We start from the raw sequence: 23,843 nt of genomic DNA, 5'->3' as shown, positions 1-23,843 counted from the left end.
CCATCGAGGAATGATCCCCGTGTCCCAGCATCCCGAACGCATCAATCTCACCCCGGACCTGTCGATCAGCCGTCTCGTCTGCGGCCTCTGGCAGGTTGCCGATATCGAAAAGAATGGCGCTACGGTCGATCCGGAGCAGGGGGCTGATGCCCTTCAGGCCTATGCGGAGGCCGGGTTCGACAGTTTCGACATGGCCGATCATTACGGATCGGCGGAGATCATCACTGGCCATCTCCTGAAACGCTATGGCGCTGGTGAGAAGAAACCGGTGGCCTTCACCAAATGGTGTCCCGAGCCCGGTCCGATGACGCGCGATGTGGTGCGCCGGGGCGTGGAGGACAGGCTTAATCGACTTGGCGTCGACAAGGTCGACCTTCTGCAATTCCATTGGTGGACCTTCGAACACCCGGCGTGGCTCGATGCCCTGCATGAAATGCAGGCGATGAAGGAGGAGGGACTGATTGGCGCCCTTGGCCTCACCAATTTTGATGCAGCCCATCTCAATCTCGCACTGTCAGACGGGATCGAGATTGCCAGCAATCAGGTCTCCTTCTCCCTGATCGACAGGCGGGCTGCGGACGATTTGTCCGCACTCTGCCTGAGGCGGGACGTAAAGCTTCTAGCCTATGGTACGCTCTGTGGCGGCTTCCTGTCAGAGAAGTGGCTGGATAAACCGGAGCCTGCGTCCATCCCCGACTGGAGCCGCTCGAAATACAAGCGCTTCATCGATACGGCCGGCGGATGGGCCGTCTACCAGGATATTCTGCGGGCAGCATCCGTGATTGCCCGCAAGCACGGCGTCTCGATGTCCAACGTGGCCAGCCGCTGGGTTCTCGAACATCCGGCCGTTGCCGCCACGATCATCGGGGCACGGCTCGGTGAAAACGAGCATCGCGATGACAATCTGAAGGTCTTCAGCTTCAAACTGGATGGTGATGATCGGGCTCTGCTCGACGGAGCCTTTGCAAAAGCTAAACCTATTCCCGGCGATTGCGGTGATGAGTATCGAAAGCCGCCATTCCTGACGGCATCTGGTGACCTTAGTCATCACCTCGATGCGATCCCGTCTGTCTACAAGTCGGTTCCCGTGCCGGGGCGCGAGGATCGCTTCCGTGTATCCTCCGGTAGCATCTGGGAGCCGCTTGCCGGTTACAGCCGGGCCGTGCGGGTTGGCGATCGAATTCTGGTATCAGGGACCACGGCGACTCACGGAAGTAACCGTTGTGTGGCACCCGGCGATCCGGGCGCTCAGGCGACCTATATTCTCGACAAGATTGCAGCATCCATTTCCGCGCTTGGCGGAAAGATGGATGATGTCGTTCGCACGCGCATCTATCTCAAGGATGCGTCACAATGGGAGCCGGTCTCGCGTGCCCATGGCCGTTTCTTTTCCGAGGTTCTTCCGGCGAATACCTTGATCGAGGCTGGCGCTCTGGTCGGCGATTATGAAGTCGAGATTGAAGCAGAAGCTGTAGTTTAGCCGAAGGCATGGAAACTGGATATTTCTGCCGGTAAAAATCAAAACTTCGACATATCCCTAGCGCTTTGATTCGCACGCACAGTTGATGACCTCAAAGTACGTGGACATGGACAGCAACGTGACGCATGTCCATTTCCCTGAGATGATCGTGTGCCGAATCTGACGGGGTAGTTGGTTGTGCCCGCGACTCTGTCGCCCTTGGGCGCCGAGGCAAGCAAAAGTGGGTGCAATCAATCGCCCAAGCTGACGAATTTCAGTGTGGAGTTCCCGTTGTTTTTGTAGCCGATCACCCTGCAGCCGTTCTTCTCGCGAATGGGGGCGGGACCTTGCAGTATTAGCGTATGCCAACCTTCGTGGCGTCCTGAAACGCGATAAGGGGCGGGCTCGCATCCCTTCTTGAACACATACGCAGTTCCTTCCACCACCGACTTTTCGTCGTAAACGTCCCAGGGGCGGTCAGCCTTGAACAGGAGGGTTCGTGGTTTGACGGTACCCGCTATGGCCGGCTTTGGTGCCCTGTAAAGGATTGTGCCGGCCTCAGGATCGACGTCCATCTCGGAACCGTTGTGGTCGAAAACAGATCGGTAGTCGATCAGATGTTGCACGTCCGAGGTGTAGTACTGGTCAAGCGGCTGAGGGCCGCAGATTTGTATCATGGTGCCGGACGAATAAAGGCGTCCGTCGGCAAGGATAGCCAGGTAGAAGCCGTAGTTGCCATAGGGGTCCATGGCGACCGGTCCGCCCAAACTCTTGTCGTAGACCGCATCAACGGACCAACTACAATTCTGTCCGTTGCCTTCAACCGAGAACTTGATCTCGACTGTCTTGCGCGACTTCATGTCATCGATATCCAACCGGCAAATTTGTTCTTCTCCGCACGGTCGCGACCATCCGCCTCTGAATTCTTCTCGTGTCGCGGCATTTGCGGCCGGGATAAGCAGAGAAAAAGCGATCAGGGAAGAGTATGCGAGCTTCATGAAATACCATTCTCTTCAGTGAGGCGCGGCGGAAAGTCTGGATTTCGTGCCGAGCCAACAGTCTATAACATGGGCACGTCGAGTTCCTTTGATGATGCAACCTCGCTGTTTCGTTTCGATTAAGTTGCTCGCTAAAAAGCTATGGGTTCAGCTGAGGACCTCTCCGTGGTGAGACTGTACGTTGCGCTCGGCCGAACATCGACTGCGGGTCGGGAAAGCGGATTTGAGCGCGCAAGAAGCACCAGCTCATGCGCATCTGCCGCGCGTCAGACGTTGCACGCCGTATACTGGAGCAGTCTGGGCCTGTCAGTTGAAATGGCCTGAACGGTGTAGCGGTTCGTTTGAAGCATTGGGGTGAAATGATCTGACGCAGCCTTAGGAGATCTGCCGTTAATCTGGCCTCAGAGCGCGCGTGATGTCCGGCGGGTCCAAGGCGTGTACGAGCAAATCGCGCAGGGACTTAACCCTAGGTTATCAAACGCTTGATAATGCTGTGACGTAATCTAGGAGCTCCCCAATGACATTTTTCTCCAAGTTGTTCGTCTCTGCAGCACTTTGTTCGTTGTCGATATCAAGCCCGGTGTTTGCGGATGCAACTGCCCGCTACGGTGAACTTCAGGCGGTCATTGATGCAATCAACGATCCCGATCCGGTGATGAGGTTGGCCCAGCTAGATGAGATCCTCAAAAAAGGCGACGCCACCGAGGTTCAGCTCGCAATCCGCACAGCATTCTCAGTCGAAGATCCGAACGTTCGCTCGCTGGCGCTTCGTGCACATTTTGCTGGTTTCAACACCTTTGTCATCACGGCTTCTCTCCCTAAGAAAATGCAGGACGCGGTCGATAGTGGTGACAAGAAAGTAATAGACGAAGTTGGAAAAAGTGATCTTGTGAGATATTTCAATGAGCGTGGGTACCAATTTAGTTTAGCATCTGATTATCCGGGAAGTAATTCGCTTGAGTTTAAAGTTAAACTTTTGAATGATAGGGAGCAATCTGAAGATTTTCGTGGCTCCGGAAATATTCGAGGTGGATTGATTACGGTGGTTGTTCCATTTAATTTCCAGGCTCAAACAAAAATTTGTAGCTTTGAATTCGATGATTACGATGGATTTACTATTCACGGGTTTGGTAGCTGCAATATAGAGAAAGGCTTTTTGTTTCCGGTCGTTTTGCACCTTTTTGATAGCGATAAGCCTGTGAGCAAGGACTAGAGAAATTTTCGGGTATTTGGCGGCTATCGATCGTCGCTGAATGGCTCAATACTGTTGATCATATAATTTGCTGTTTTAGGGCCGGTTAGCGTCAGTCGAAGGCGTGACACACGTCTGGTTGACATGCCGCATATGGTTTCGTCTGATAGCTCGCAGCGCGTACCCGGAACGAACCCCTGTCCGTCTGTGTCCGTTTCAACGATCAGCGCACCTTGACCTGACAGCCCCTGTCCGCTCAAGCGTATGCCGCTGATGTTGGATAGCCGATCCATCTCGACAAGCAGCGTCACACGATCGTCTGTCGGCGATAGATAAAGCGGGGATCTCTCCGCAAGGAAGGCGCCGATGCTGCTGTCGCGTTTCGAGATGCGTCCCTTAGTAAGCATCAGGCTCTGAAATGGGAGGTTGTGCTGTATCTGGGGCTTCACGCCGCCTGAGATCTTCTGCAGTTCGACAGCAATCTGATCATAGCGCAAGGCGACACCGATACCTTCGTCCGGATCGACCTCGTACAGCATCGCTATCGGTCTGCCGTTGTTCATGATCGTGCCGCCGCTCATCCCTTTTTGCAGCGATGCCCCAGCATCAGTGGCTGACAGTGCTATGATCTTGCCACCTTCGCTGTCTCGTGACAAAGCGCGAAAGGCAACGGTGATCGATTGCCGTTCCGTCGGCGTCGTGATTTCCAGCGTCGCCTGCTTGATGCGATCGATGATGGGCTGAAGCGGCGTCGCTTGGACCCGGTCTCTGCTACACGGCTCCTGCGTGATCGGCCCGCCGACAGTCAGAAACGCCAGGTCTAGATCTGCATCTAACGCAGGCACAGGATTTGCCGTTGGATGAAGACGGCCGAAACTGTCGAGCAAGTCCGGGGTCGTCAGCGTTCCATCAGCCGCTTCAATCACATGCCTGGGGGTTGCGATGCGGCAGTTTCCCGAGCCATCCAGGAACAGCCATCCTTGGCCGAAAGTGTCATCTCCTCGGGATAGCATCACTGTTTCCGCAGTCGCTGAAACTTGCGATAGTGAAAGCGCGAGGCCTACCAAGGCAGTGGTGCAGAGTTGGCGGGTGTTGGTTGTCATCTTTCTCTCAGCCTTCACCGATTTTGGGCCCGGCAGTATCCTTGCTCTCATCTTCGGCCTTACTGATTGCTGATGATGCAGACCTAATTAGCTCAATGGCGAACGGCCAAAGTGCAAACATGAAAATGAAGAACAGCTGAATTTTCAGGAAGCCGGGGTCGTTCAGCGCTTGAACGAACAAGCCAAGGTCAATTCTGCTGCTGTCAGCGCGCGCCCCGGGGGGAGTCAGGCGCAGTTCTCGTGACTCAGTGGATACTGATAGGGAAAAACCCGGATCCGTCTCATTCACTTCTATGAAGCCGAACATGGCGGCTTCGGCATCGTCGTTCCCTGGAACGCCTTGTCTAACGTTCGTTTCAATCAAACTGCCTGGCGGTACAGCCATCCCCTCGATGGCGGCGTAAAGAGAGCCGCCATCGCCAAGCAGAGGGAGGTTCAGGGTGCGACCAAAAACGTCGAGAGATCCAGAAACAAGGATCGGTCCTGGTCCGTCGCCACGCATTGAGAAGGGCGATCCAATCTGACCCGGCCCCCAGACGGGAAAGCGCTCCGCTTGGAGTGTGCCACATTCTTCGTTATCTCGAAAAAGTAGCAACTCGCCGTCGAACGGTACAACATTGCCCTGGGGGCTGCGAAGCTCGCCTCGGCCCTCAATAGTTATTTGAAGGGGGCCGTTTTCAGTGCGCAAATATGTTACTTGAGCACCGACGCCAGGTAGAAATGCGCCTTCAAAGCACTGGTTCTCCCGGCTCTCATCATCAGGCCAAGTGCTTACCTTTAAGCCTCGCGCGTAGATGATTGCGAGTTCAGGATTGAAGACGCTGAACGAGACGATTTCGGTGTTTGCCTTGATCGATGTCAGCGTTGTCGAGTTGGCAGAGAACCAGAACAATGCGGAGGTGGCCGCCGTTGCGAGCAATGCCGCCACGCCGAACGATGCAGCAATCGGATTGCGGCAGAGACGCTTGAATCTAGTCAACATGAATTGCGTAACGTTGTTCGGTCGCCTGTCCGGTCAATCCCTTCACGCCGATGACGAGCTTGACTGGCTTGCCTCTGGCCGCTGCTGGGATCGCAACTTGACAGATGTGGGAGTAAGTCACACGCGGACCGCCTGCAGGTTTCTTGCAGCTTCCAGATTGGAGGACGCTATGGTCCTCCGCCTCAAGTCTCGCCAGCACCTTGCTCTGGCTGACGTTGACATGCGCCAGCAGCAACTGCTCTTCATCGCTTTGGCCAATGATTCCCGGAACATAAATTTTTTCGGCTGTCTCCGCGCAGTCGGTTGCAACTGTCGCAAGCATGAGGAGACTATTTGCGCCGTAGAGGTCCAGCTGTTCTTGATACTTGGTTGGGATTGGCACCCTTGGCGGCACGCTGAATAGTCCTGTCGCACGATACATGTTGGCCGCCCAGTAGCGCCCATCGTCAGACGTCAATCGGACGCAAAGTGTTTGCGGTGCTGCATCATCTCTTCGAATAAATGCAACCTTGAGGTCTTTGAAAGCCCCAGTTGGCAGGCCACTGACATAAGACAGGCCAGAGAGAAACTGTCCGTTGACTTGAGTGTTGCCGGCGTAGCGCTCAGTGAAGCCGGGCGCATTCGCCAGTTCTAGAACTGGCGTCGGTTCGCTTGCATGTGAGATCCCGGCATAGGCGAAAAGTGCTGAGACGAGAACTGAAGGAAGTCTGGGCGATAAATGCATCTGGAACTCCGGCGAGGGATGTAGCGTCGCTCACTAGGCGCTAATTTTCGCTTAAGGACCCTTATCGGTTGTGATGCATACGCAAACATTTCAGGGCCTTGGCGATCATATCGGTTGTTCGCCGGACATTTTTCGTCTCGGCGTTTGCCGTTCGGGAAGACCACTTTAAGGATCTGCGCGGTATCCGTGGTGTGAGTGGAAGCTTTGTCGAGGAGCGCGCTTTTGAACGCCACGGAAGAAGAGGCCAAACGGCTTCGCGCTATGAATATCAGTGTGCCTGACATTTCGCGTCAGACGGGGCTTTCCGTGTTCAAGGTCTATGAAGTGACCGAGAGCCGCGACGTGGCAGTTAGAAAAATGGCTCGCCTGCATTTCCTCCGTGGGACAGGATGGCCATGGGATGAGAAGGCCTGCGATCCCGACAGCCAGAGGCCTCCATCTGGGGATCGACCGTTGGACGCTGCCCGAGCAATCATTGACCTTTTGCGCGGAACTTCTTTGGATAACCCAATCCGTATGGCATTAGATCAACTTGGCGACGATGAACGCATGCAGATGCTCGAAATCATGCGTTATCTTATCGCAGATGCAGCGAAGTAGGAGCGGTCCTGCGTCTAGGCCCGCATTGGTCTTCCGACCTTTTCTCCGTAGTGCAACGTGCCTCGAAGGCTGCGTTCAATAGAACGCGAAGGCTCAACGGGGGCGGGGCAGACAAGAGCTGCCGGGATTTCAATCACGACAAATTTGTCTGTTTACGGGCCGGGTAATGCAACCGATTATTGCCGTTTGCGACCGCTTGAAGGCGCCCTTGCTCGTCGTTGGGCAATTCCAACATGAGCGGTCGCGCTTTGATCCGATTGCCCTGTTTGAAATCGAGTAAAGCTGGAGACTTAGGATGAAGACCCATGTTTCTCGTAGTTCAGATCCGCCTCTTCTGCGTTTCGCCGTTGGCAGGCTGGAAGCTTCTAAACTCCTTGATGTGTCGCCCGGCACTTTCGACAATTGGGTTAGGCAGGGATTGATGCCAAAAGGGGTCAAGATTGGAAGTTTACGCCGCTGGGATGCTGGCCAGCTTCGGGCGTGCTGGTACGACCTTGTTGATGCGCACCAGGAAGGAGACGTCGAAGATGACCTCGAAAACCCCTTCGACAAGACGGTTGGGTAGAGCCAGCACGCCGTTTCGCTATTGCAATCGCGATGTCGACCGGTTTGGCAACGAGCGCTACTACGTCCGGATTCCAGGCTTGTCGAAATACCGGATGACGGCGCCATATCTCGATGAGCGAGGCAGCATTACGGTAGCCTTCGCTGAAGAGTATCATCGCGTTATTGCCGGCGATCGTGGCAGCAGGCCATTGCCTCCAAAGCGTGTTCAAGAGGGGACGGTTCTCTGGCTGGTGGAGACCTACTACCGGTCAAAGCTTTTCCAGACCTATTCGGCTGCGACGAAGAACGACAAGAAGAGTGTCCTTAACCGCTACTGCGCGCTTGTCGGAGACCTGCCGTTCAAGAAGATGCGGAAGTCGGACGTTGAGGCAAGCCAGATGAAGCGCAGTCAGACGCCTGGAGCCGCCGACAAACTCGTCAAGTATCTGAAGGCTTTGTTCAATTGGGCGATCAAGGAAGGTATCGCGACCTTCAACCCCGCGGAAGGCGTAACAAAAATTCATAAATCAGACGGTTTCCATTCGTGGAGCGAGATCGAACTTGATCGGTTTCGCACCGTCTATCCACTTGGGACGACGGCGAGATTGGCATTCGAGCTGATGGTGAACCTCGGTGTCAGGCGATCGGACCTTGTAAAGCTTGGTTGGCGCAACCTGTTTCGCGATCGCATCGAGTTCGTGCCGCAAAAGGGCGCGGGCAAATATGCGCAGTTTTTGAGCTTGCCGGTCACCGCAGAGCTCAACGATGCTTTGAATACCATCACTCATGACAAGCCGACCTTCCTGGTTACGGAATACGGCAAGCCGTTCATGTCCAACGGTTTCGGCAACAAGATGCGCCAATGGTGCGATGAAGCCGGGCTACCGGAATGCTCGTCTCACGGACTTCGAAAAGCTTCGGCCACAATCCTTGCAGAAGCGGGTGCCACTGAACATCAGCTCATGGCCATTTTCGGCTGGTCCGATTCGAAGATGGCTCAGCACTACACGAAAACAGCGCAGTCGAAGCGCGTTATCGATGCTGGTTTTGAGCGGCGGAGAAGCTACGTGGCCCGGCGGAATGTCCCACTTTCGGCGGGTCGGGAATTCAGTGAGACAATACAAGGAGAAAATGATGCAAAAACAATGCTGGAAAGCAGAAGTGGTGGGCCCGGAGGGACTCGAACCCCCAACCAAGCGGTTATGAGCCGCCGGCTCTAACCATTGAGCTACAGGCCCAGCCCGGCGTGATGCCGTCGGGCGGGTTATGGTCACCCCGCACCGGTCACGGGCTCTAACGCAATTTCAGGTATGCGACAAGCCTCTGCCGCATTGGCTTCACAATCACGCGTCATCACAGATGTCGGAAGGGCATCTGTGCCGGGTGAGACGAAGAGGTCCGCCGGCGCTGCGGGACACAAGGAAACATTTCATGCTGAAATTTACACGCGCGCTCGTCATGGCCACGGCTCTGTCGGGTTCGGTTCTCTCGAGCGGCTTTGTTGCCCAAGCCGTGGCTGCTGAGGGCGAGCGTCGCGAGGCGACGATCATGGTCTCGGGTGAGGGTGAGGCTGCGATCGCGCCCGATATGGCCGTCATTTCGCTTTCCGTCGTTCGCGACGCAGAGACTGCTGGCGAGGCGCTCTCGGCCAACAGTGCTGCCATGAGCGAGGTGCTGGCAGATCTCAAGGCGCAAGGGATTGCCGAGAAGGACCTGCAGACCACGGATTTCTCGATCCAGCCTAAATACAAGCAGGAAACCAGAACCGATGGCACCTACGAGGCGCCCGTGATCGTCGGCTATACCGTCAGCAACGGTTTGACCGTTCGGGTGCGTGACCTTGCCAAGCTCGGTGAGATCATCGATCGGTCGGTAAAGCTCGGCGTCAACCAGGGTGGCGGCATCACCTTCACCAATGATGATCCGGAGACGGCGATCGAGGTAGCGCGCAAGCAGGCGGTCGAGAAGGCCGCCGCCAAGGCGAAGACGCTGACGGAGGCCGCCGGCGTCAAACTCGGCCGTGTCGTTGAGATCTCGGAGAATTTCGCCCGACCGATGCCGCAGATGTATGCCGCGGCGCCGATGGCGAAGATGGCGGACGAGTCGGTGCCGATCGCATCCGGCGAAAACCTCTATACGGTGACCGTCAACGTCACCTATGCGATCGAGCAGTAAGCGCCAACGCTGTTGCGAGAATGAGAAAGGGCCGGTCTTCCGGCCCTTTTGTCTTTGCTGCATTCGCCGACGGTCAGACGTCGAGCGGGTGTTCCGAAATCATCTTGGTCAGGCTGCCGTCGGCCGGGAAAAGCGGGATCAGGCAGGCCTGCAGGGCGTGGTAGATGTCGCCCTTGCCGGGGAAGAGGCTGTTGCACGGCTTGCCGTCCTCGGTCAGTTCCTCGTGCCAACCGCCGAACTCGCGGTCGAGGCTGTTGCCGGCGATGTAGTTCCAGATCTTTCGGTAGCTCTCCTCGTGGAAGTCGCTTTCCTGATGCTGGTTGAGGAAGTGGGCAGCCGCTGCCCCTTCGCAGAGCGGCCACCAGAGCTTTGCGCGCTTGTCGGGGGCATTTTCCCAGTCGAGCGTATAGAAGAAGCCGCCCTTGTCCTTGTCCCAGCCGAGCGCCATGGACTGGAAGAACAGGCCGCGTGCCGCCCCCGGCATCCAGGTCTGTCGCTTGCCGCCGAGTACCCAGAGCTGCAGGATGAGGCGGGCCCATTCCAGCCAGTGGCCGGGCGTGGTGCCGGCCGGGCGGAACATTTCGTTCGGATGATAGTAGTTGCGGTCGACCACCCAGTTTTTATCGAAATGCTCAGCGACGCGGAAGGCTTCTTCGCGGGCGCGGCGGTTGATGATCAGGTCGGCGATGCGCTCGGCCTTTTCGAGGTAATGCCTCTCACCGGTCGCCTCAAAGGCAGCCATCAGGCTTTCGGTCAGATGCATGTTGGAGTTCTGGCCGCGATAACCGGGCACCGGCTGCCAGTCGCGTGAGAATTCTTCCGCGATGGCCCCGTGCTCGTCTTCCCAGAATTTTTCGTCGATCACCTCTGTGATGTCGGCGAGCATGGCCTCAGCGAGCGGATGGCCGGCGCATTTGGCCGAGGCGGCCGCGAGCAGGACGAAGGCGTGGCCGTAGCCTTGCTTCGTGTCGTCGGCGGCGCCTGTGTCATCAGCCTGCCAGAAGTAACCACCATTCTTTTCGTCGCGGTGGCGCTCCCAGAGATAACGCATGCCGTGATCGACGATGTCGGCCGAACCCGGCCGGCCGAGCAGGTGGCCGATGGCGTAACAATGCACCATGCGGGCGCTGGCATGGATGCCACGCGCGGGGTTGTCGAGGCTGAGCGGCTTGCCGTCGCGCGACAGGTCGTAGAAGCCGCCTTTTGGGTTGATGGCCGGGCCAGTGAAGAAACCGAAGAGCTCGTCGGCGCGTGCCAGCAGCCATCTGCGATGATAGGGGCGGGCGCTCCAGGGGGTGGACGGCAGCAGCTGTGATTGATTTTCCGACATTTCTTCCTCCCTGAAAGCAGCGTTGCAGCCTCTATAGCCGATCACCGACGCCGCTTCCACCGCCTGGCCTTTGTCACGCACAAGTGGATCAATTGTTGACATAAAGATATCTTTATGTGATTTGGGCGTGTCGCATACGCAATAGGAGAGTTCGCAGATGCTCGATCAACTGTTCGGCCGCGAGGGCGCAAACCGTGACGGGGCGGAGATCCTGAAGGCGCTCAACCAAGCAGCGCGCGAGCGTATCCTGATCCTCGATGGCGCGATGGGTACCGAAATCCAGGGTCTTGGCCTGACGGAAGACGACTTTCGCGGCGAACGCTTCCTCGGTTGCGCCTGCCATCAGCAGGGCAATAACGACCTCCTGATCCTCACCCAGCCTGATGCCATCGAAGACATCCATTTCCGCTATGCGATGGCGGGTGCGGATATTCTTGAAACCAACACCTTTTCGTCGACGCGGATTGCCCAGGCCGATTACGAGATGGAAGGGGCGGTCTACGACCTCAACCGCCATGGTGCGGAACTCGTGCGCCGGGCGGCCTGGCGCGCCGAGCGGGAGGACGGCAAGCGGCGTTTCGTGGCCGGTGCCATCGGGCCGACCAATCGTACGGCGTCGATCTCGCCCGACGTAAACAATCCCGGCTACCGTGCCGTCTCCTTCGACGATCTTCGCCTTGCCTATGGCGAGCAGATCGACGGCTTGATCGATGGTGGTGCCGATCTCATCCTGATCGAGACGATCTTCGATACGCTGAACGCCAAGGCTGCGATCTTTGCCTGCGAGGAGCGCTTCCTCGCCAAGGGCATTCGCCTGCCTGTGATGATCTCGGGCACGATCACCGATCTTTCAGGCCGGACGCTCTCCGGCCAGACGCCGACGGCCTTCTGGAATTCGGTGCGCCATGCCAAGCCGTTTGCGGTGGGCCTCAACTGCGCGCTCGGCGCTGATGCGATGCGGCCGCATCTGCAGGAATTGTCCGGTGTCGCCGACACCTTCATTTCGGCCTATCCGAATGCCGGTCTGCCGAATGAGTTTGGTCAATATGACCAGAGCCCGGAAGAGATGGCGGAGCTCGTTGCCGGTTTTGCCGAAGAGGGCATCGTCAATGTGGTCGGTGGCTGCTGCGGGTCCACGCCTGCGCATATCGCCGCCATTGCCGAGGCCGTGAAGGGCAGGGTGCCGCGCGCGCCTGCCGAGCATCGGCCGTTCATGTCGCTCTCGGGGCTCGAGCCCTTCGAGCTGACCAAGGACATTCCCTTCGTCAATGTCGGCGAGCGGACGAATGTCACCGGTTCTGCCAAGTTCCGCAAGCTGATCACGGCTGGTGATTATTCCGCAGCGCTCGTCGTCGCGCGCGACCAGGTGGAGAATGGCGCGCAGATCATCGACATCAACATGGATGAGGGCCTGATCGATTCGGAAAAGGCCATGGTCGAGTTCCTCAACCTGATCGCGGCCGAGCCTGACATTGCCAAGGTGCCAGTGATGATCGACTCGTCGAAGTTCCCGATCATTGAGGCCGGCCTCAAATGCGTGCAGGGCAAGGCGGTGGTGAATTCCATCTCGCTCAAGGAGGGCGAGGAGAATTTCGTCGCCCAGGGCAAACTGATCCGCAACTACGGTGCTGCCGTCGTCGTCATGGCCTTCGACGAGAAAGGCCAGGCGGATACCTACGAGCGCAAGGTGGAGATTTGCCGCCGCGCCTATCGGATCCTGACGGAAGAGGCGGGCTTTGCGCCCGAAGACATCATCTTCGACCCGAATGTCTTTGCGGTTGCGACAGGGATCGAGGAGCACGACAATTACGGCGTCGACTTCATCGAGGCGACGCGGACGATCCGGCAGGAAATGCCGCTGGTGCATATCTCCGGCGGGGTGTCGAACCTCTCCTTCTCCTTCCGGGGCAACGAGCCGGTGCGCGAGGCGATGCATGCCGTCTTCCTTTACCACGCCATCCAGGCGGGCATGGACATGGGCATCGTCAATGCCGGCCAGCTCGCGGTCTATGAGAGCATCGACAAGGATCTGCGCGAGGCCTGCGAAGACGTGGTGCTGAACCGCCGCAAGGACGGGACCGAGCGGCTGCTGGAGATTGCCGAACGCTATCGCGGCACCGGCGAGGCCAAGACCCGCACGCAGGACATGACGTGGCGCGAATGGCCGGTCGAAAAGCGGCTGGAGCATGCGCTTGTCAACGGCATCACCGAATTCATCGACATCGACACGGAAGAGGCGCGCCAAAAGGCCGACCGTCCGCTGCATGTCATCGAGGGGCCGCTGATGGCGGGCATGAATGTCGTCGGCGACCTCTTTGGCGCTGGCAAGATGTTCCTGCCGCAGGTGGTGAAATCGGCCCGCGTCATGAAGCAGGCTGTGGCGGTGCTGCTGCCCTACATGGAAGAAGAGAAGCGCCTGAATGGCGGCACTGGTGAGCGCCAGGCGGCAGGCAAGGTGCTGATGGCGACCGTCAAGGGCGATGTGCATGACATCGGCAAGAACATCGTCGGCGTCGTTCTCGCCTGCAACAATTACGAGATCATCGATCTTGGCGTCATGGTGCCGGCCACCAAGATCCTCGAAGTGGCGAAAGCCGAGAATGTCGATGTCATCGGTCTCTCCGGCCTGATCACGCCCTCGCTCGACGAGATGGTGCATGTGGCCTCCGAGATGCAGCGGCAGGGGTTCAATATTCCGCTTTTGATCGGTGGCGCGACGACGAGCCGGGTGCACACCGCCGTCAAAATCCATCCGCAGTACAGAGCGGGGCAGGCGATCTATGTCACTGATGCCAGCCGCGCCGTCGGCGTCGTCTCCGCGCTGCTCGCCGAAGATGGCAACGAGACCTATGTCGAGGGCATCAAGGGCGAATATGCCAAGGTGGCCGAGGCCCATGCGCGGGCGGAAGCCGAGAAGCAGCGCCAGCCGCTGGCGTCTGCCCGGGAGAATGCGGTCAAGGTCGACTGGAGCGCTTACAAGCCGACCAAGCCGAGCTTTACGGGCACCAAGGTGTTTGAGACCTATGACCTCGCCGAACTCGCCCGCTATATCGACTGGACGCCCTTCTTCCAGACCTGGGAGCTGAAGGGGCGCTATCCTGCGATCCTCGAGGACGAGAAGCAGGGCGAGGCGGCGCGACAGCTGTTTGCCGACGCGCAGGCGATGCTCAAAAAGATCATTGCGGAAAACTGGTTCCGGCCGCGTGCGGTCATCGGCTTCTGGCCGGCCAATGCTGTTGGTGATGATATCCGTCTGTTCACGGACGATAGCCGCAAGGAAGAACTCGCAACCTTCTTCACGCTGCGTCAGCAGATCGCCAAACGCGAGGGCCGGGCCAATGTGGCGCTCAGCGATTTCGTCGCGCCTCTAGAGACCGGCGTTCCGGATTATGTCGGCGGCTTCGTCGTCACCGCCGGTATCGAGGAAGTGGCGATTGCTGAACGTTTCGAGCGGGCCAACGACGATTATTCCTCGATCCTGGTCAAAGCGCTGGCCGACCGGTTTGCGGAAGCCTTTGCGGAGCGCATGCACGAACAGGTGCGCCGCGAGTTCTGGGGCTATGCGCCCGACGAGGCCTTCGCGCCCGAGGAGCTGATCTCGGAGACCTATGCCGGCATCCGGCCGGCGCCCGGCTATCCGGCCCAGCCCGACCATACGGAAAAGGTGACGCTGTTCTCGCTGCTCGATGCCACCGCTGCGACCGGCGTGACGCTGACCGAAAGCTATGCCATGTGGCCCGGCTCCTCAGTCTCGGGCCTCTATATCGGCCATCCCGACAGCTACTATTTCGGCGTTGCAAAGGTCGAGCGAGACCAGGTCGAGGACTATGCGGCGCGCAAGGGCATGGATGTGCGCGAGGTCGAGCGCTGGTTGGGGCCGGTGTTGAATTATGTGCCGAAGGCGGTGGCTGCAGAGTGATTGCGGGCGTCCGCTCAGATGTGGAAGGCTGGAGCGCGCAGAACGTTCAAGGGATTGAGATTGTCGATGGCATGAAGTGCGGATTGCATGACCTCTCTGGAGCTACCGGCAGTTCGCTCGTCGGTGGCCTGCAGGTCGTTCTCCCGGATGAGGTCCTCCAAGGACAGATCCAGTAGCGCCCGTGCTTGGTAGATTGCCGAGCGGAAGGTATCGAGGGTGTCCTGGTCGCGCTCCGTCAGAGTAGCGATGGAGGCGTTTTCAACAGGCGATGCCGTTGACGGAGGCTCTGAACTCACAATGCCATTGGTGACGGCAGTGGAACCTGGATCTCTCTGTGCGGTCTCCATGCTGTCGCGAACGAGCTCGGTATAGTCTGTCGCTGCGTTTCCAAGCTCCTTCCCGATGGCCGCTGCACGTTGCGCCAGAAAGGCCGGCGAGACGGAGAACTGACGGAGGATCCGCATTTCCTCCTTAGCCCGATCGAGGCGGTCTTCCGCGATCTTGCGACGTGTCTCGGTCAGCGCTTCTTCCAGGCCGGAAAGCAGATTGTGATCAGGCTCGGAGCCTGTTGCGTGGACGGCAACCTCGCCCCCGCCGGTCTTCAGCTCTTGTGTCTGAACGCGATCCGTTTTTCTGGCTTCCAACCGGCTTGCCGAGGCACTTTCAATGCTGATCACCGGGGCGGCCTCACTCGATTTCCTCAACACGTTCGAAAATTCAAGCGAAGTATGCACGCAGAAGATTGATTTAGCTTTACCGTTAGTTGCCTGCGTGCGGCCGTCTCTTTGTGGCTGCGTCTTCTTCTCCTCGCTTGCGGGGAGAAGGAGCCCGAAGGGTGAGGCGCAACTCGTTGCGCCGGGAATGAAGGGCTCATCCTTTCCTTCACCTTCCTCACAAACCGATTCCGAATCAGGCGGTAAGTTATTGAGGCAGATTCCTAATTGCCTTCGCGCCTGCTGCCTTTAGCCTGCCTGAGAGCAAAGGCTTCTTTACGGCTGATATAGACGAGATTTCTCTCTTCAGTCTCGGATGCCTGGGGGACCGCTCCAATCCTTTTCGCGACCGCGATGGAGGCGAGGTTCTCAGGGTGAATGACGTGGATTGCTTCGGTCCAGCCAAGTTCCTCAAACGCCCAGATAAGGCAGGCTGTCGCAGCCTCCGTCGCATATCCTCTTCCCCAGACGGTGCGATGAAACGCCCATCCGATTTCTCGCCCGGGCCAGCCGGGCGGGTACCATGCACCAGCGCGACCGACCCATCGGCCAGACGCTTTCTCGATGACGGAGAAATTACTGTATCCTTGGATGCTCCAGGCACCTGCAAAGAGGCACAGATTGCGCCAAGCTCCAGCCTCATCCTGCGGTCCGCCAATGAAACGCGTCACTTTCGGATCAGAGAGGAATGCTGTCCATGCCGAGCGATCCGAAGTGTTGGGCGGGCGCAGAAGAAGGCGTTCGGTTTCTATCATGTGGCGCCGCCTCGTTCCGGCCCGGACGTGCGTTTAGCTTTCCTTTGTCACAACAGGATGACCGTTCATTGCCTTTACGCCTCCAGCCTCAGCAGGATCGCTGTCGTGTCGTCGCTCTGCTTGTAACGCGGATATTTCAATCCGTCCGGGTCCACCTCACGCTCCATATGCCGCAGTTCTGACACCAGCGATTTCAGCCCTGTCGTCGCGGCGCGCTGGATGAGCGTGGCGGGGTCGTAGAGCTTGTAGAGAGCCACAAGATCGGCGAGGCCGTCGGAGCAGAGGAGGGCGGTGGCGCCGCCGCCGTAAACGGGGACGTCGACCAGAGCGAGGTGATCGGCGGCTTCGGGGACCACGCCGAAGGTCCAGGTCGAGCCACTTGGCGTGTTCTGCAAGGCGCGACCACGACGCAGGTCTTCCAGCGTCTGCGGGTCGTCATTGGCGACCCCGGCCGCGCCGATGCCGCCGAGGCGGGCGATGTGCTCTGCCGCCCGATGTTGCTCCCATTCATAGGCGCCTCGGATCGGGATGACGAAGTCGGATTGTCCGTTGTCATGCAGGATGTACATGCAGCTGTCGCCGAGGCCGAACCACCGGAGGCCTGATGACGTTGCCTGCAGGGCGGTCAGGCTGCAGAGCGGCCAGGCGTAGCGCGGCTGGTCGCCAGCCATTGTCGTGAATGTATCACGCGCCTCTTCTGAGACCTCTCGCAGGACAGCTTTCGGATCGGCGCCGCCATCGAGGCGTTCAGCGAAGCGGAGTGCTGCGAATTCCGCGATCCAGGCGGCGTCCGAGCCGAAGCCATCCATGAACTGGCGGTCGCCAAGGCCTGTCGCGCCGTCGATGACGAAAGCGGCATGCCTGTTGTAGCCGAGGCGATCCTCGTTTGGTCTCGTGTCTTTGCCGGGGTCTGAAATGGTGTCGATGATGGAAATCTGTGGCATGAAGGCCTCGCGCTGAAAACGTCGTGCCGGAGGTATCCGGCGCGTTTCGTGCCTAGCATGGCAGGAGGTTGGCGTCAGCCGCGGGCGGCGCGAAAGCGGCTCATGATCTCGGCGCGGGTCGGGTCCGTCATTGCGACGGCCAATCCGAATTCGAGCGGTGAAAGTCTCGCTTCATCCGGATAGATGATCTCGTCCGCGAGGATCTCTTCCGGCAGAAGCGCACGGACGCGTCGATCGGTTACCGTGCCGCCATGGACGATGTGCTCGCGGGCTGCGATCTCCGGGTCGAGCAGGTGGTTGATCAGGGCATGGGCGCCCGGCTTGTTATGTGCTTTGGCCGGGATCGCGTAATAGTCCGTCCAGATCTCGCCGCCATCGGTCGCGATGGAATAGGCGATCTCTGGCACATCTCGGTGCATCTGCGAGGCGTCATTGCTCCAGCACATGGTCATCCAGGCCTCGCCGGTGCGCATGGCAGGCTGATAATCACTGTCGACCGCCAGCAGATGCGGCCTGACCTCAATAAGCAGCTTTTCAGCGCTTTGCAGTTCAACTGGGTCAAGTGAGTTGAAGTTGTGGCCGAGGGCGACCAGAGCATTGCCGATGGCGGTCAGCTGGTAGTCATGCACGATGGTCCTGCCCGAAGCCTCCGTCATGGCGATATCGAAGAAATCGCGCCAGGTCTGCACCGGCTCAAGTTCACGGCTGTTGTAGGCAATGCCAGTCGTACCGGCGTTCTTTGGCACGCCATAGATCGCGCCTGCCCGGACGCCGGGCTTCATGAAGCGATCGGCATGCGCGGCCAGATCAAAATTCGGAAGGCGCCGGAGTTCAAGGGGCTCGAGCATGTCTCGTTGCACATAGGGCGCGATCGCATACTGGGTGGGTACGATGATGTCCCAGACCCTTCCTCTTTCAAGGGCCAGCAAGGTGCCCTCGTTGGAACCGATGATCGAAACGTCGACCTCGACGCCGTAGCGGGACGTGAAGTTCTCGAAGGTCGTGGGATCATGGTAGTTCGGCCAGGTCGCGAGTGAAACCTTCTTGCCGAGCGGCGAACCTTCCGACGTTGCCACGCTGGTCCTGCGGCTTCCTCCAATGACGAGGGCGGCCATTCCGAGCCCGGTGACAGCAAGAAAATGACGACGCGTGACGGAGCCACGTTTCAGGCGCATGAACTCTGCCATGAAACCCTTGGCGTCAATCTCCGTCGATGTCTTCCTGGCGGCCATGGCTGCTCTCGATCCGTTGCCGGTTTCGTGCCGCCGAATTTCACCACAAACGGGTTAACGCTATCACACCATAAGATGAAAACTGCTTGCGCGCCTGGGTTCTTACACCATGCGATCGATGATGCTGATGCCGTTTTCGCGGAAGCTGTCCATGGTGGCGAGCGCAGGGGCCGCTTCCGAAAGGGTGATGCGACGGCCGATCAGGCGATCGGGTGAGAGCTTGCCGGAGAGGATCATGCGCAGCATGGCATCATAGCGCCAGGACTGCATTCCGTGGCTGCCATAGATCTCGAGTTCGTGGGCAATGACGCGCGCCATCGGGATTGCCGGTGTCGCGTGATCTGCCAGCATCAGCCCGACCTGAACATGGCGACCGCGTCGGCGAAGGTTGAGGATCGAGTTGCAGCAGGTCTGGGGATGGCCGAGCGCATCGACCGAGACATGCGCGCCGCCGCCGGTCACATCACGCACTGCTTCGGAGACATCGGCAACCGAGCGGCTGTCGATGGTGACGGATGCGCCGAGCGCCTTGGCGAGTGCCAGCTTGTCCTCGGCGATGTCGATGGCGACGACATTGGCGCCAAGCGCTGCACCGATCATGATGGCCGAGAGGCCAACACCGCCGCAACCATGGACCGCCAGCCACTCACCACCCTGGAGCCGGCCCTGGTCGACCACGGCCCGGAAAGAGGTGGCAAAGCGGCAGCCGAGGCTTGCCGCCGTCTCGTAGCTGATCTCTTCCGGCAGATGCACGAGGTTCTGGTCGGCATAATCGATTGCCACATATTCGGCAAACGAGCCCCAATGGGTGAAGCCCGGCTGGAACTGTTCCTCGCAAACCTGCTGGTTGCCGGAGCGGCATTCCATGCAGTGGCCGCAACCGGAGACAAAGGGCACTGTCACGCGGTCGCCGACCTTGAACCGGCGCACGTCACGGCCGACAGCCGAGATCGTGCCAGCCAGTTCGTGGCCGGGGACATGGGGAAGGCGGATATCGGGATCGTGGCCCATCCAGCCGTGCCAGTCGCTGCGGCAGAGGCCTGTCGCCTTGACGGAGATGACCACACCGGCATTGGTCGGCGTCGGATCGGGCAGGGTGCGGATTTCGGGTGCTGCACCGAATGCTTCAAAATACATCGCCCGCATGGGATATCCTCCAGATGCGAATGCCGCCCTTGCGGACGGCATTCCGACACAATTGCCCTTGGACGTCGTTTGCCTTAGTCGGCGAGCAGGATCAAGGCAGTCGGGTCGATCTTCACGCCCACGGTATCGCCAACGGTCGGCGGTCTGGTGCCGGGGTCGTTGAAGGTGTCGAAGGACAGTGTCTTGCCACCAACATCGATGCGTGTGCGGATAACCGAGCCGAGGAACTGGCTCGATGTAACCTGGCCCCGCACCGTGGCTTCATCCGCTCCTGCGAGCGTGCCGGCCTCCGGTCGCATGGCGAGCTGGATGGTTTGGCCGTTCGCCGTGGGGATCGTCTCCTTGATCGCCAGCGTCTTGTCCCCGATCTGCACGATGCCGGCGCCCTGATCGGCGACGACGGCATCCAGCACATTGAGCGTGCCGACGAAGGAGGCGACGAAGCGGGTCGTCGGGCGGTTGTAGATCTCGAAGGGCGTGCCGATCTGGTCGGCCTTGCCGGCATTCATGACGACGATGCGGTCGGATATCGACAGCGCCTCTTCCTGGTCATGGGTAACGAAGACAGTGGTTATGCCGAGCTTCTGCTGGATCTGGCGGATTTCTTCGCGCAGCGACACGCGGATCTTTGCGTCGAGCGCCGAAAGCGGTTCGTCCAGGAGCAGGACCTGGGGTTTGGGGGCAAGCGCGCGGGCGAGTGCGACGCGCTGCTGCTGTCCGCCAGACAGCTGGTAGGGGTAGCGCTCGGCCAGATGTTCGAGGTGAATGAGGGAGAGCATCTCCTTCACGCGCGCCTCGATATCGGCTTTCGGCATGCCGGCGATCTTCAGGCCAAAGGCGACGTTGTCGAAGACGTTCATGTTGGGAAACAGCGCATAGGCCTGGAAGACCATGCCGATGTTGCGCTGGTTTGGCTTCAGGTTCGTCTGGTCCTTGCCATCGACGACGATGGAGCCGGCCGACGGGGTCTCGAAACCGGCCACCATCCGCAGCACGGTGGTCTTGCCGCAGCCCGACGGGCCAAGGAAGGAGACGAATTCGCCCTTGTCGATCGCCATGTTGAAGTCGTGCACGACCTGCGTTGCACCGAAGGATTTCTTGAGGTTGTTTAGGGTCAGAAAGCTCATGAATTGATGTCCTCAAGCCTGGCGGGGGGCTGTTTTCTGGAGGCGGGAGACGAGCTGCATCAGGCCGAGGCAGCCCCAAGTGATGCAAAACGCGATCACGGCGAGAGCCGCCGGCTCATAGGCCCTGTTGGCGCCGAGCAGCTGCATGTAGGGGCCAAAGGCTGGCTTGTTGAGAAGGGCGGCCATCGTGAATTCGCCCATGACGATGGCGAAGGTGACGAAGGCGCCCGACATGACGGCGACGGAGACATTCGGCAGGATGATGCGGCCGATGATCGTCGCCCAACCCGCTCCGAGGCTCTGGGCTGCCTCCGTCAGGGTGGCGACGTCGATGGTTCTCAAGCCCGTATCAACCGCGCGGTACATGTAGGGCAGGCCGAGCGTGGCATAACCGAACATGAGCAGCATGTTCGTGCCGGTGGAGGAGCCGGTCAGCGGCAGCCAGCTCGAGGTGTTATAGAGGCGGATATAGCCGAACACGACGACGATCGCTGGGATCACGAGCGGCAGCAGCGTGACGAATTCGATGTACGGGCGAAGGCCGGGCATCTTCAGCCGCACCCAATAGGCCGTGGGTACGATCAGGAATACGCCGAAGATGATGGTCGTCAGAGCCATCGTCACAGAATAGCTGAAGGTTTCCTGGAAGCGCGGATCGGCCAGAACCTTGGCATAGGCATCGAAGGAATACTCGCCGCGGCGCATTTTCAGCGAGAAGTTCGTCATGCCGATCAGCGGCAGGATGAAATAGAGAAGGCCGAAGATCAGCGCGGCCCAAGCCCAGAGACGTTTCATTTCATCCACCTTTCGCTGCGGGCGCGCAGCCAGATGTAGAGGCCATTGGCAATTCCGGTGACGACGATCATGCCAAAGGCGAGCGCGTAGCCGAGATGGGGGTCGCCCAGGACGTCGCCGCGGATCTGGGCGAAGAGCAGGATCGGCACGATATTCAGCGAAGAGCCGGTCAGTGCGATCGCGGTTGCGACAGCGCCGAACGCATTTGCGAAGAGCAGCGCCATGGTGCCGAGGATCGAGGGCAAAAGAATCGGGAAGGCCACGAGCCGCCAGTATTGCGCATTGGTCGCGCCGAGGATCGAGGCCGCCTCGCGCCATTCGCGCTTCAGGCCGTCGAGTGCCGGCGCGATGATCAGGATCATCAGCGGGATCTGGAAGAAGAGATAGGTGATCGTCAGTCCCCAGAAGGACAGGAGATTGAAGCCGAGAAGGCGCAGATCGATGCCAAGCTGGGTCTTGAGGAAGACGGTCAACATACCGACAGGGCCGAGCGTCGCGAGGAAGGCGAAGGCGAGCGGCACGCCGGCGAAGTTCGAGGCAACGCCGGAAAATGTCAGCAGCGGGCTGCGGATCCAGGCAGGCAGTCCGCCGAGAATGACCGCGGCGGCCACGCCGAATCCGATCAGGCAGCCGAGAATTGCCGAGGCGAGACTGATCTTGATGGAGATCCAGTAGGCGGCCATGATCGAGGGGGTGAACAGGCCAAGCACATTGTCGAAGGTGAACGAGCCGTCCGGACGCTGAAATGCGCCGATGACGATCTTCATCGTCGGCATGATCAGGAAGAGAATCACGAAAGCTGCAAAGGGCAAGACCCCGAGCCAGTGAAGTGGAAGTTTCGTTCGTGGCCGTGCCTGATGGCCCGGGCTCACCGCCTCTGTCGACATTCGATCTGCCCCTCTGTCCGTGTTTCGACGGATCTTCTTAAAATGCGAGCGCCGCCCCGACCTTAGAAAAGATCGGGGCGGCACATCAAGGTCTCGACTTACTGAACGTTGGCGCCGACGACGCTGTCCCAGCCCGCCGTAACGGCAGCCTTGTTGGCGTCGACTTCTTCGAGCGTCGGGAAGTAGGCCTTTTCGTAGGACTCAGCCGGCGGCAGGGCGTCGAGAAGGTCCTGCGGAACCTTGCCGGCCTTGACCATGGCGTTGAAGCGGGCCGGGTGGCAGTAACCCTTCAGCCAGCCGAGCTGACCTTCGTCGGAATACAGGTGTTCCATCCACAGCTTGGCTGCATTCGGGTGCGGTGCATAGGCAGAGATGCCCTGAACGTAGACGCCAGCGAGAACGCCCTTGTCCGGAACGACGACTTCGACCGGCGGGTTGCCGGCCAGCGTGTCACGAGCGGCGAGCGCGTTGTAGTCCCACATGACGACGATCGGGGTCGCGCCCTGGGCGAGCGTGCCGGACTTGCCGATGACAGGCACGAAGTTGCCGGCCTTGTTCATTTCGGCAAAGTAGTTCAGGCCTGCTTCACCGGCGTCCTTGCCGGCAGCTGCACCGGTTGCCATGCCGGCGGCGAGAACGCCGAGGATAGCCTGGTTGGAGGCGCGCGGGTCACCGGCGAGAGCGACCTGGCCTGCATATTCCGGCTTCAGAAGATCGGCCCAGTCCTTCGGCGTGTTGGCGACGAGGTCCTTGTTCACCAGGAGCGACATGACGCCGTAGTAGTCGCCGTACCAGTAGCCTTCAGCGTCCTTGATGTTATCAGGGATTTCGTCCCAGGTGGAGACCTTGTACGGCTGAAGCAGGCCTTCGGCCTTCATCTGCGGGCCGAAGGCGAGACCGACGTCAACGACGTCAGGAGCCTGCGGGCCCTTGTTGTCCTTGTTTGCCTTGATGGCTTCGACTTCGTCGGCCGAGCCGGCATCCGGGTTCAGTTCGTTGACGGTGATTTCCGGATACTTCGCCTTGAAGGCGGCGATGACTTCGCCGTAGCCGCACCAGTCGTGGGGCAGGGCGATGGTGGTCAGCATGCCTTCCTTCTTGGCAGCTTCGATGAGCTCGGCGCTCGGCTCGGCATAGGCGACGGCCGAGCTCGTCATGACCAGCGCGGTCGTGAGCGACAGGAATTTGCGAAGATTGGTTGTCACTGTAGTTCTCC

Annotated in this window: 20 protein-coding genes, 1 tRNA gene and 1 pseudogene; 7 read left to right on the top strand and 15 right to left on the bottom strand. The window is 59.2% G+C overall.

What is annotated here, in order from left to right; translation table 11 throughout:
• Positions 1–10 precede the first annotated feature (10 nt).
• On the top strand, positions 11–1,480 hold the full coding sequence (locus tag GH983_RS11155) for an aldo/keto reductase (RefSeq protein WP_069041079.1): 1,470 nt from the start codon (positions 11–13) through the stop codon (positions 1,478–1,480).
• 230 nt (positions 1,481–1,710) lie between these two features.
• Here the strand turns inward: GH983_RS11155 and GH983_RS11150 are convergent, their stop codons facing one another.
• Positions 1,711–2,457, bottom strand: a complete 747-nt coding sequence (locus tag GH983_RS11150; RefSeq protein ID WP_069041080.1) for a hypothetical protein — start codon at positions 2,455–2,457, stop codon at positions 1,711–1,713.
• Between the two features lie 517 nt (positions 2,458–2,974).
• On the opposite strand from GH983_RS11150, the gene GH983_RS11145 reads away from it, so the two are divergent.
• Positions 2,975–3,670: a hypothetical protein gene (locus GH983_RS11145; protein WP_069041081.1), complete on the top strand. Its 696-nt coding sequence runs from the start codon at positions 2,975–2,977 to the stop codon at positions 3,668–3,670.
• Between the two features lie 23 nt (positions 3,671–3,693).
• On the opposite strand, the gene GH983_RS11140 is transcribed toward GH983_RS11145, so the two are convergent.
• Genes GH983_RS11140 through GH983_RS11130 form a run of 3 tightly spaced genes read right to left on the bottom strand, consistent with a single transcriptional unit; the run spans position 3,694 to position 6,458 of the window.
• Positions 3,694–4,752, bottom strand: coding sequence for a trypsin-like peptidase domain-containing protein (locus GH983_RS11140; protein WP_150127363.1), 1,059 nt, complete (start codon positions 4,750–4,752; stop codon positions 3,694–3,696).
• A gap of 7 nt (positions 4,753–4,759) precedes the next feature.
• Positions 4,760–5,734 carry a hypothetical protein gene (locus GH983_RS11135; protein WP_069041083.1) on the bottom strand — a complete coding sequence of 325 codons (975 nt, stop codon included), beginning with the start codon at positions 5,732–5,734 and terminating at the stop codon, positions 4,760–4,762.
• Positions 5,724–6,458, bottom strand: coding sequence for a hypothetical protein (locus GH983_RS11130; RefSeq protein ID WP_069041084.1), 735 nt, complete (start codon positions 6,456–6,458; stop codon positions 5,724–5,726). Before GH983_RS11130 ends, GH983_RS11135 begins: the two co-directional genes overlap by 11 nt.
• 222 nt (positions 6,459–6,680) lie before the next feature.
• On the opposite strand from GH983_RS11130, the gene GH983_RS11125 reads away from it, so the two are divergent.
• The 3 genes and pseudogenes from GH983_RS11125 to xerC form a co-directional block, all read left to right on the top strand.
• A complete protein-coding gene (locus GH983_RS11125; RefSeq protein WP_069041085.1) occupies positions 6,681–7,058 on the top strand; it encodes a hypothetical protein in 378 nt (125 codons plus the stop codon).
• 295 nt (positions 7,059–7,353) lie between these two features.
• Positions 7,354–7,623: an AlpA family transcriptional regulator gene (locus GH983_RS11120; protein WP_083229527.1), complete on the top strand. Its 270-nt coding sequence runs from the start codon at positions 7,354–7,356 to the stop codon at positions 7,621–7,623.
• Positions 7,520–8,566 (top strand): annotated as a pseudogene (gene xerC, locus GH983_RS24550) (tyrosine recombinase XerC); the annotation flags it as partial. The gene GH983_RS11120 and the pseudogene xerC, both read left to right, overlap by 104 nt.
• Positions 8,567–8,766: 200 nt before the next feature.
• Here xerC and GH983_RS11110 read toward each other — a convergent pair.
• Positions 8,767–8,842, bottom strand: a tRNA-Ile gene (locus GH983_RS11110).
• Between the two features lie 193 nt (positions 8,843–9,035).
• On the opposite strand from GH983_RS11110, the gene GH983_RS11105 reads away from it, so the two are divergent.
• Positions 9,036–9,779 carry an SIMPL domain-containing protein gene (locus GH983_RS11105; RefSeq protein ID WP_153762441.1) on the top strand — a complete coding sequence of 248 codons (744 nt, stop codon included), beginning with the start codon at positions 9,036–9,038 and terminating at the stop codon, positions 9,777–9,779.
• A 73-nt stretch (positions 9,780–9,852) separates the two neighbouring features.
• Here GH983_RS11105 and GH983_RS11100 read toward each other — a convergent pair whose 3' ends face one another.
• The gene (locus GH983_RS11100) at positions 9,853–11,109 is read right to left on the bottom strand and encodes an AGE family epimerase/isomerase (protein WP_153762440.1); all 1,257 of its coding nucleotides are present in this window, start codon (positions 11,107–11,109) and stop codon (positions 9,853–9,855) included.
• Positions 11,110–11,266: 157 nt separating this feature from the next.
• On the opposite strand from GH983_RS11100, the gene metH reads away from it, so the two are divergent.
• On the top strand, positions 11,267–15,028 hold the full coding sequence (gene metH, locus GH983_RS11095) for a methionine synthase (protein WP_153762439.1): 3,762 nt from the start codon (positions 11,267–11,269) through the stop codon (positions 15,026–15,028).
• Positions 15,029–15,042: 14 nt separating this feature from the next.
• On the opposite strand, the gene GH983_RS11090 is transcribed toward metH, so the two are convergent.
• The 9 genes from GH983_RS11090 to GH983_RS11050 form a co-directional block, all read right to left on the bottom strand.
• On the bottom strand, positions 15,043–15,705 hold the full coding sequence (locus tag GH983_RS11090; protein WP_153762438.1) for a hypothetical protein: 663 nt from the start codon (positions 15,703–15,705) through the stop codon (positions 15,043–15,045).
• A gap of 260 nt (positions 15,706–15,965) precedes the next feature.
• Positions 15,966–16,496 carry a GNAT family N-acetyltransferase gene (locus tag GH983_RS11085; RefSeq protein ID WP_153762437.1) on the bottom strand — a complete coding sequence of 177 codons (531 nt, stop codon included), beginning with the start codon at positions 16,494–16,496 and terminating at the stop codon, positions 15,966–15,968.
• 74 nt (positions 16,497–16,570) lie between these two features.
• Entirely contained in the window at positions 16,571–17,440 is an 870-nt protein-coding gene (locus tag GH983_RS11080; protein WP_153762436.1) for a hypothetical protein, read from the bottom strand.
• Positions 17,441–17,514: 74 nt separating this feature from the next.
• Entirely contained in the window at positions 17,515–18,672 is a 1,158-nt protein-coding gene (locus tag GH983_RS11075; RefSeq protein WP_054151630.1) for a PotD/PotF family extracellular solute-binding protein, read from the bottom strand.
• Positions 18,673–18,774: 102 nt separating this feature from the next.
• A complete protein-coding gene (locus tag GH983_RS11070; RefSeq protein WP_054151631.1) occupies positions 18,775–19,818 on the bottom strand; it encodes a zinc-dependent alcohol dehydrogenase family protein in 1,044 nt (347 codons plus the stop codon).
• Between the two features lie 74 nt (positions 19,819–19,892).
• Positions 19,893–20,945, bottom strand: coding sequence for an ABC transporter ATP-binding protein (locus tag GH983_RS11065; protein ID WP_054151632.1), 1,053 nt, complete (start codon positions 20,943–20,945; stop codon positions 19,893–19,895).
• 12 nt (positions 20,946–20,957) lie between these two features.
• The gene (locus GH983_RS11060) at positions 20,958–21,740 is read right to left on the bottom strand and encodes an iron ABC transporter permease (protein ID WP_054151633.1); all 783 of its coding nucleotides are present in this window, start codon (positions 21,738–21,740) and stop codon (positions 20,958–20,960) included.
• Positions 21,737–22,627 carry an ABC transporter permease subunit gene (locus GH983_RS11055; RefSeq protein ID WP_006728769.1) on the bottom strand — a complete coding sequence of 297 codons (891 nt, stop codon included), beginning with the start codon at positions 22,625–22,627 and terminating at the stop codon, positions 21,737–21,739. The genes GH983_RS11060 and GH983_RS11055 overlap by 4 nt, the downstream gene beginning before the upstream one ends.
• 98 nt (positions 22,628–22,725) lie before the next feature.
• Positions 22,726–23,784, bottom strand: coding sequence for an ABC transporter substrate-binding protein (locus GH983_RS11050; RefSeq protein ID WP_371418486.1), 1,059 nt, complete (start codon positions 23,782–23,784; stop codon positions 22,726–22,728).
• Between the last annotated feature and the right edge of the window lie 59 nt (positions 23,785–23,843).

The sequence above is a fragment of the Agrobacterium sp. MA01 genome, assembly GCF_009650195.1.
Taxonomy (GTDB): domain Bacteria; phylum Pseudomonadota; class Alphaproteobacteria; order Rhizobiales; family Rhizobiaceae; genus Allorhizobium.
The sequence above is the reverse complement of the archived record's forward strand: the minus strand, read 5'-3'. Positions and strand labels throughout refer to the sequence as shown.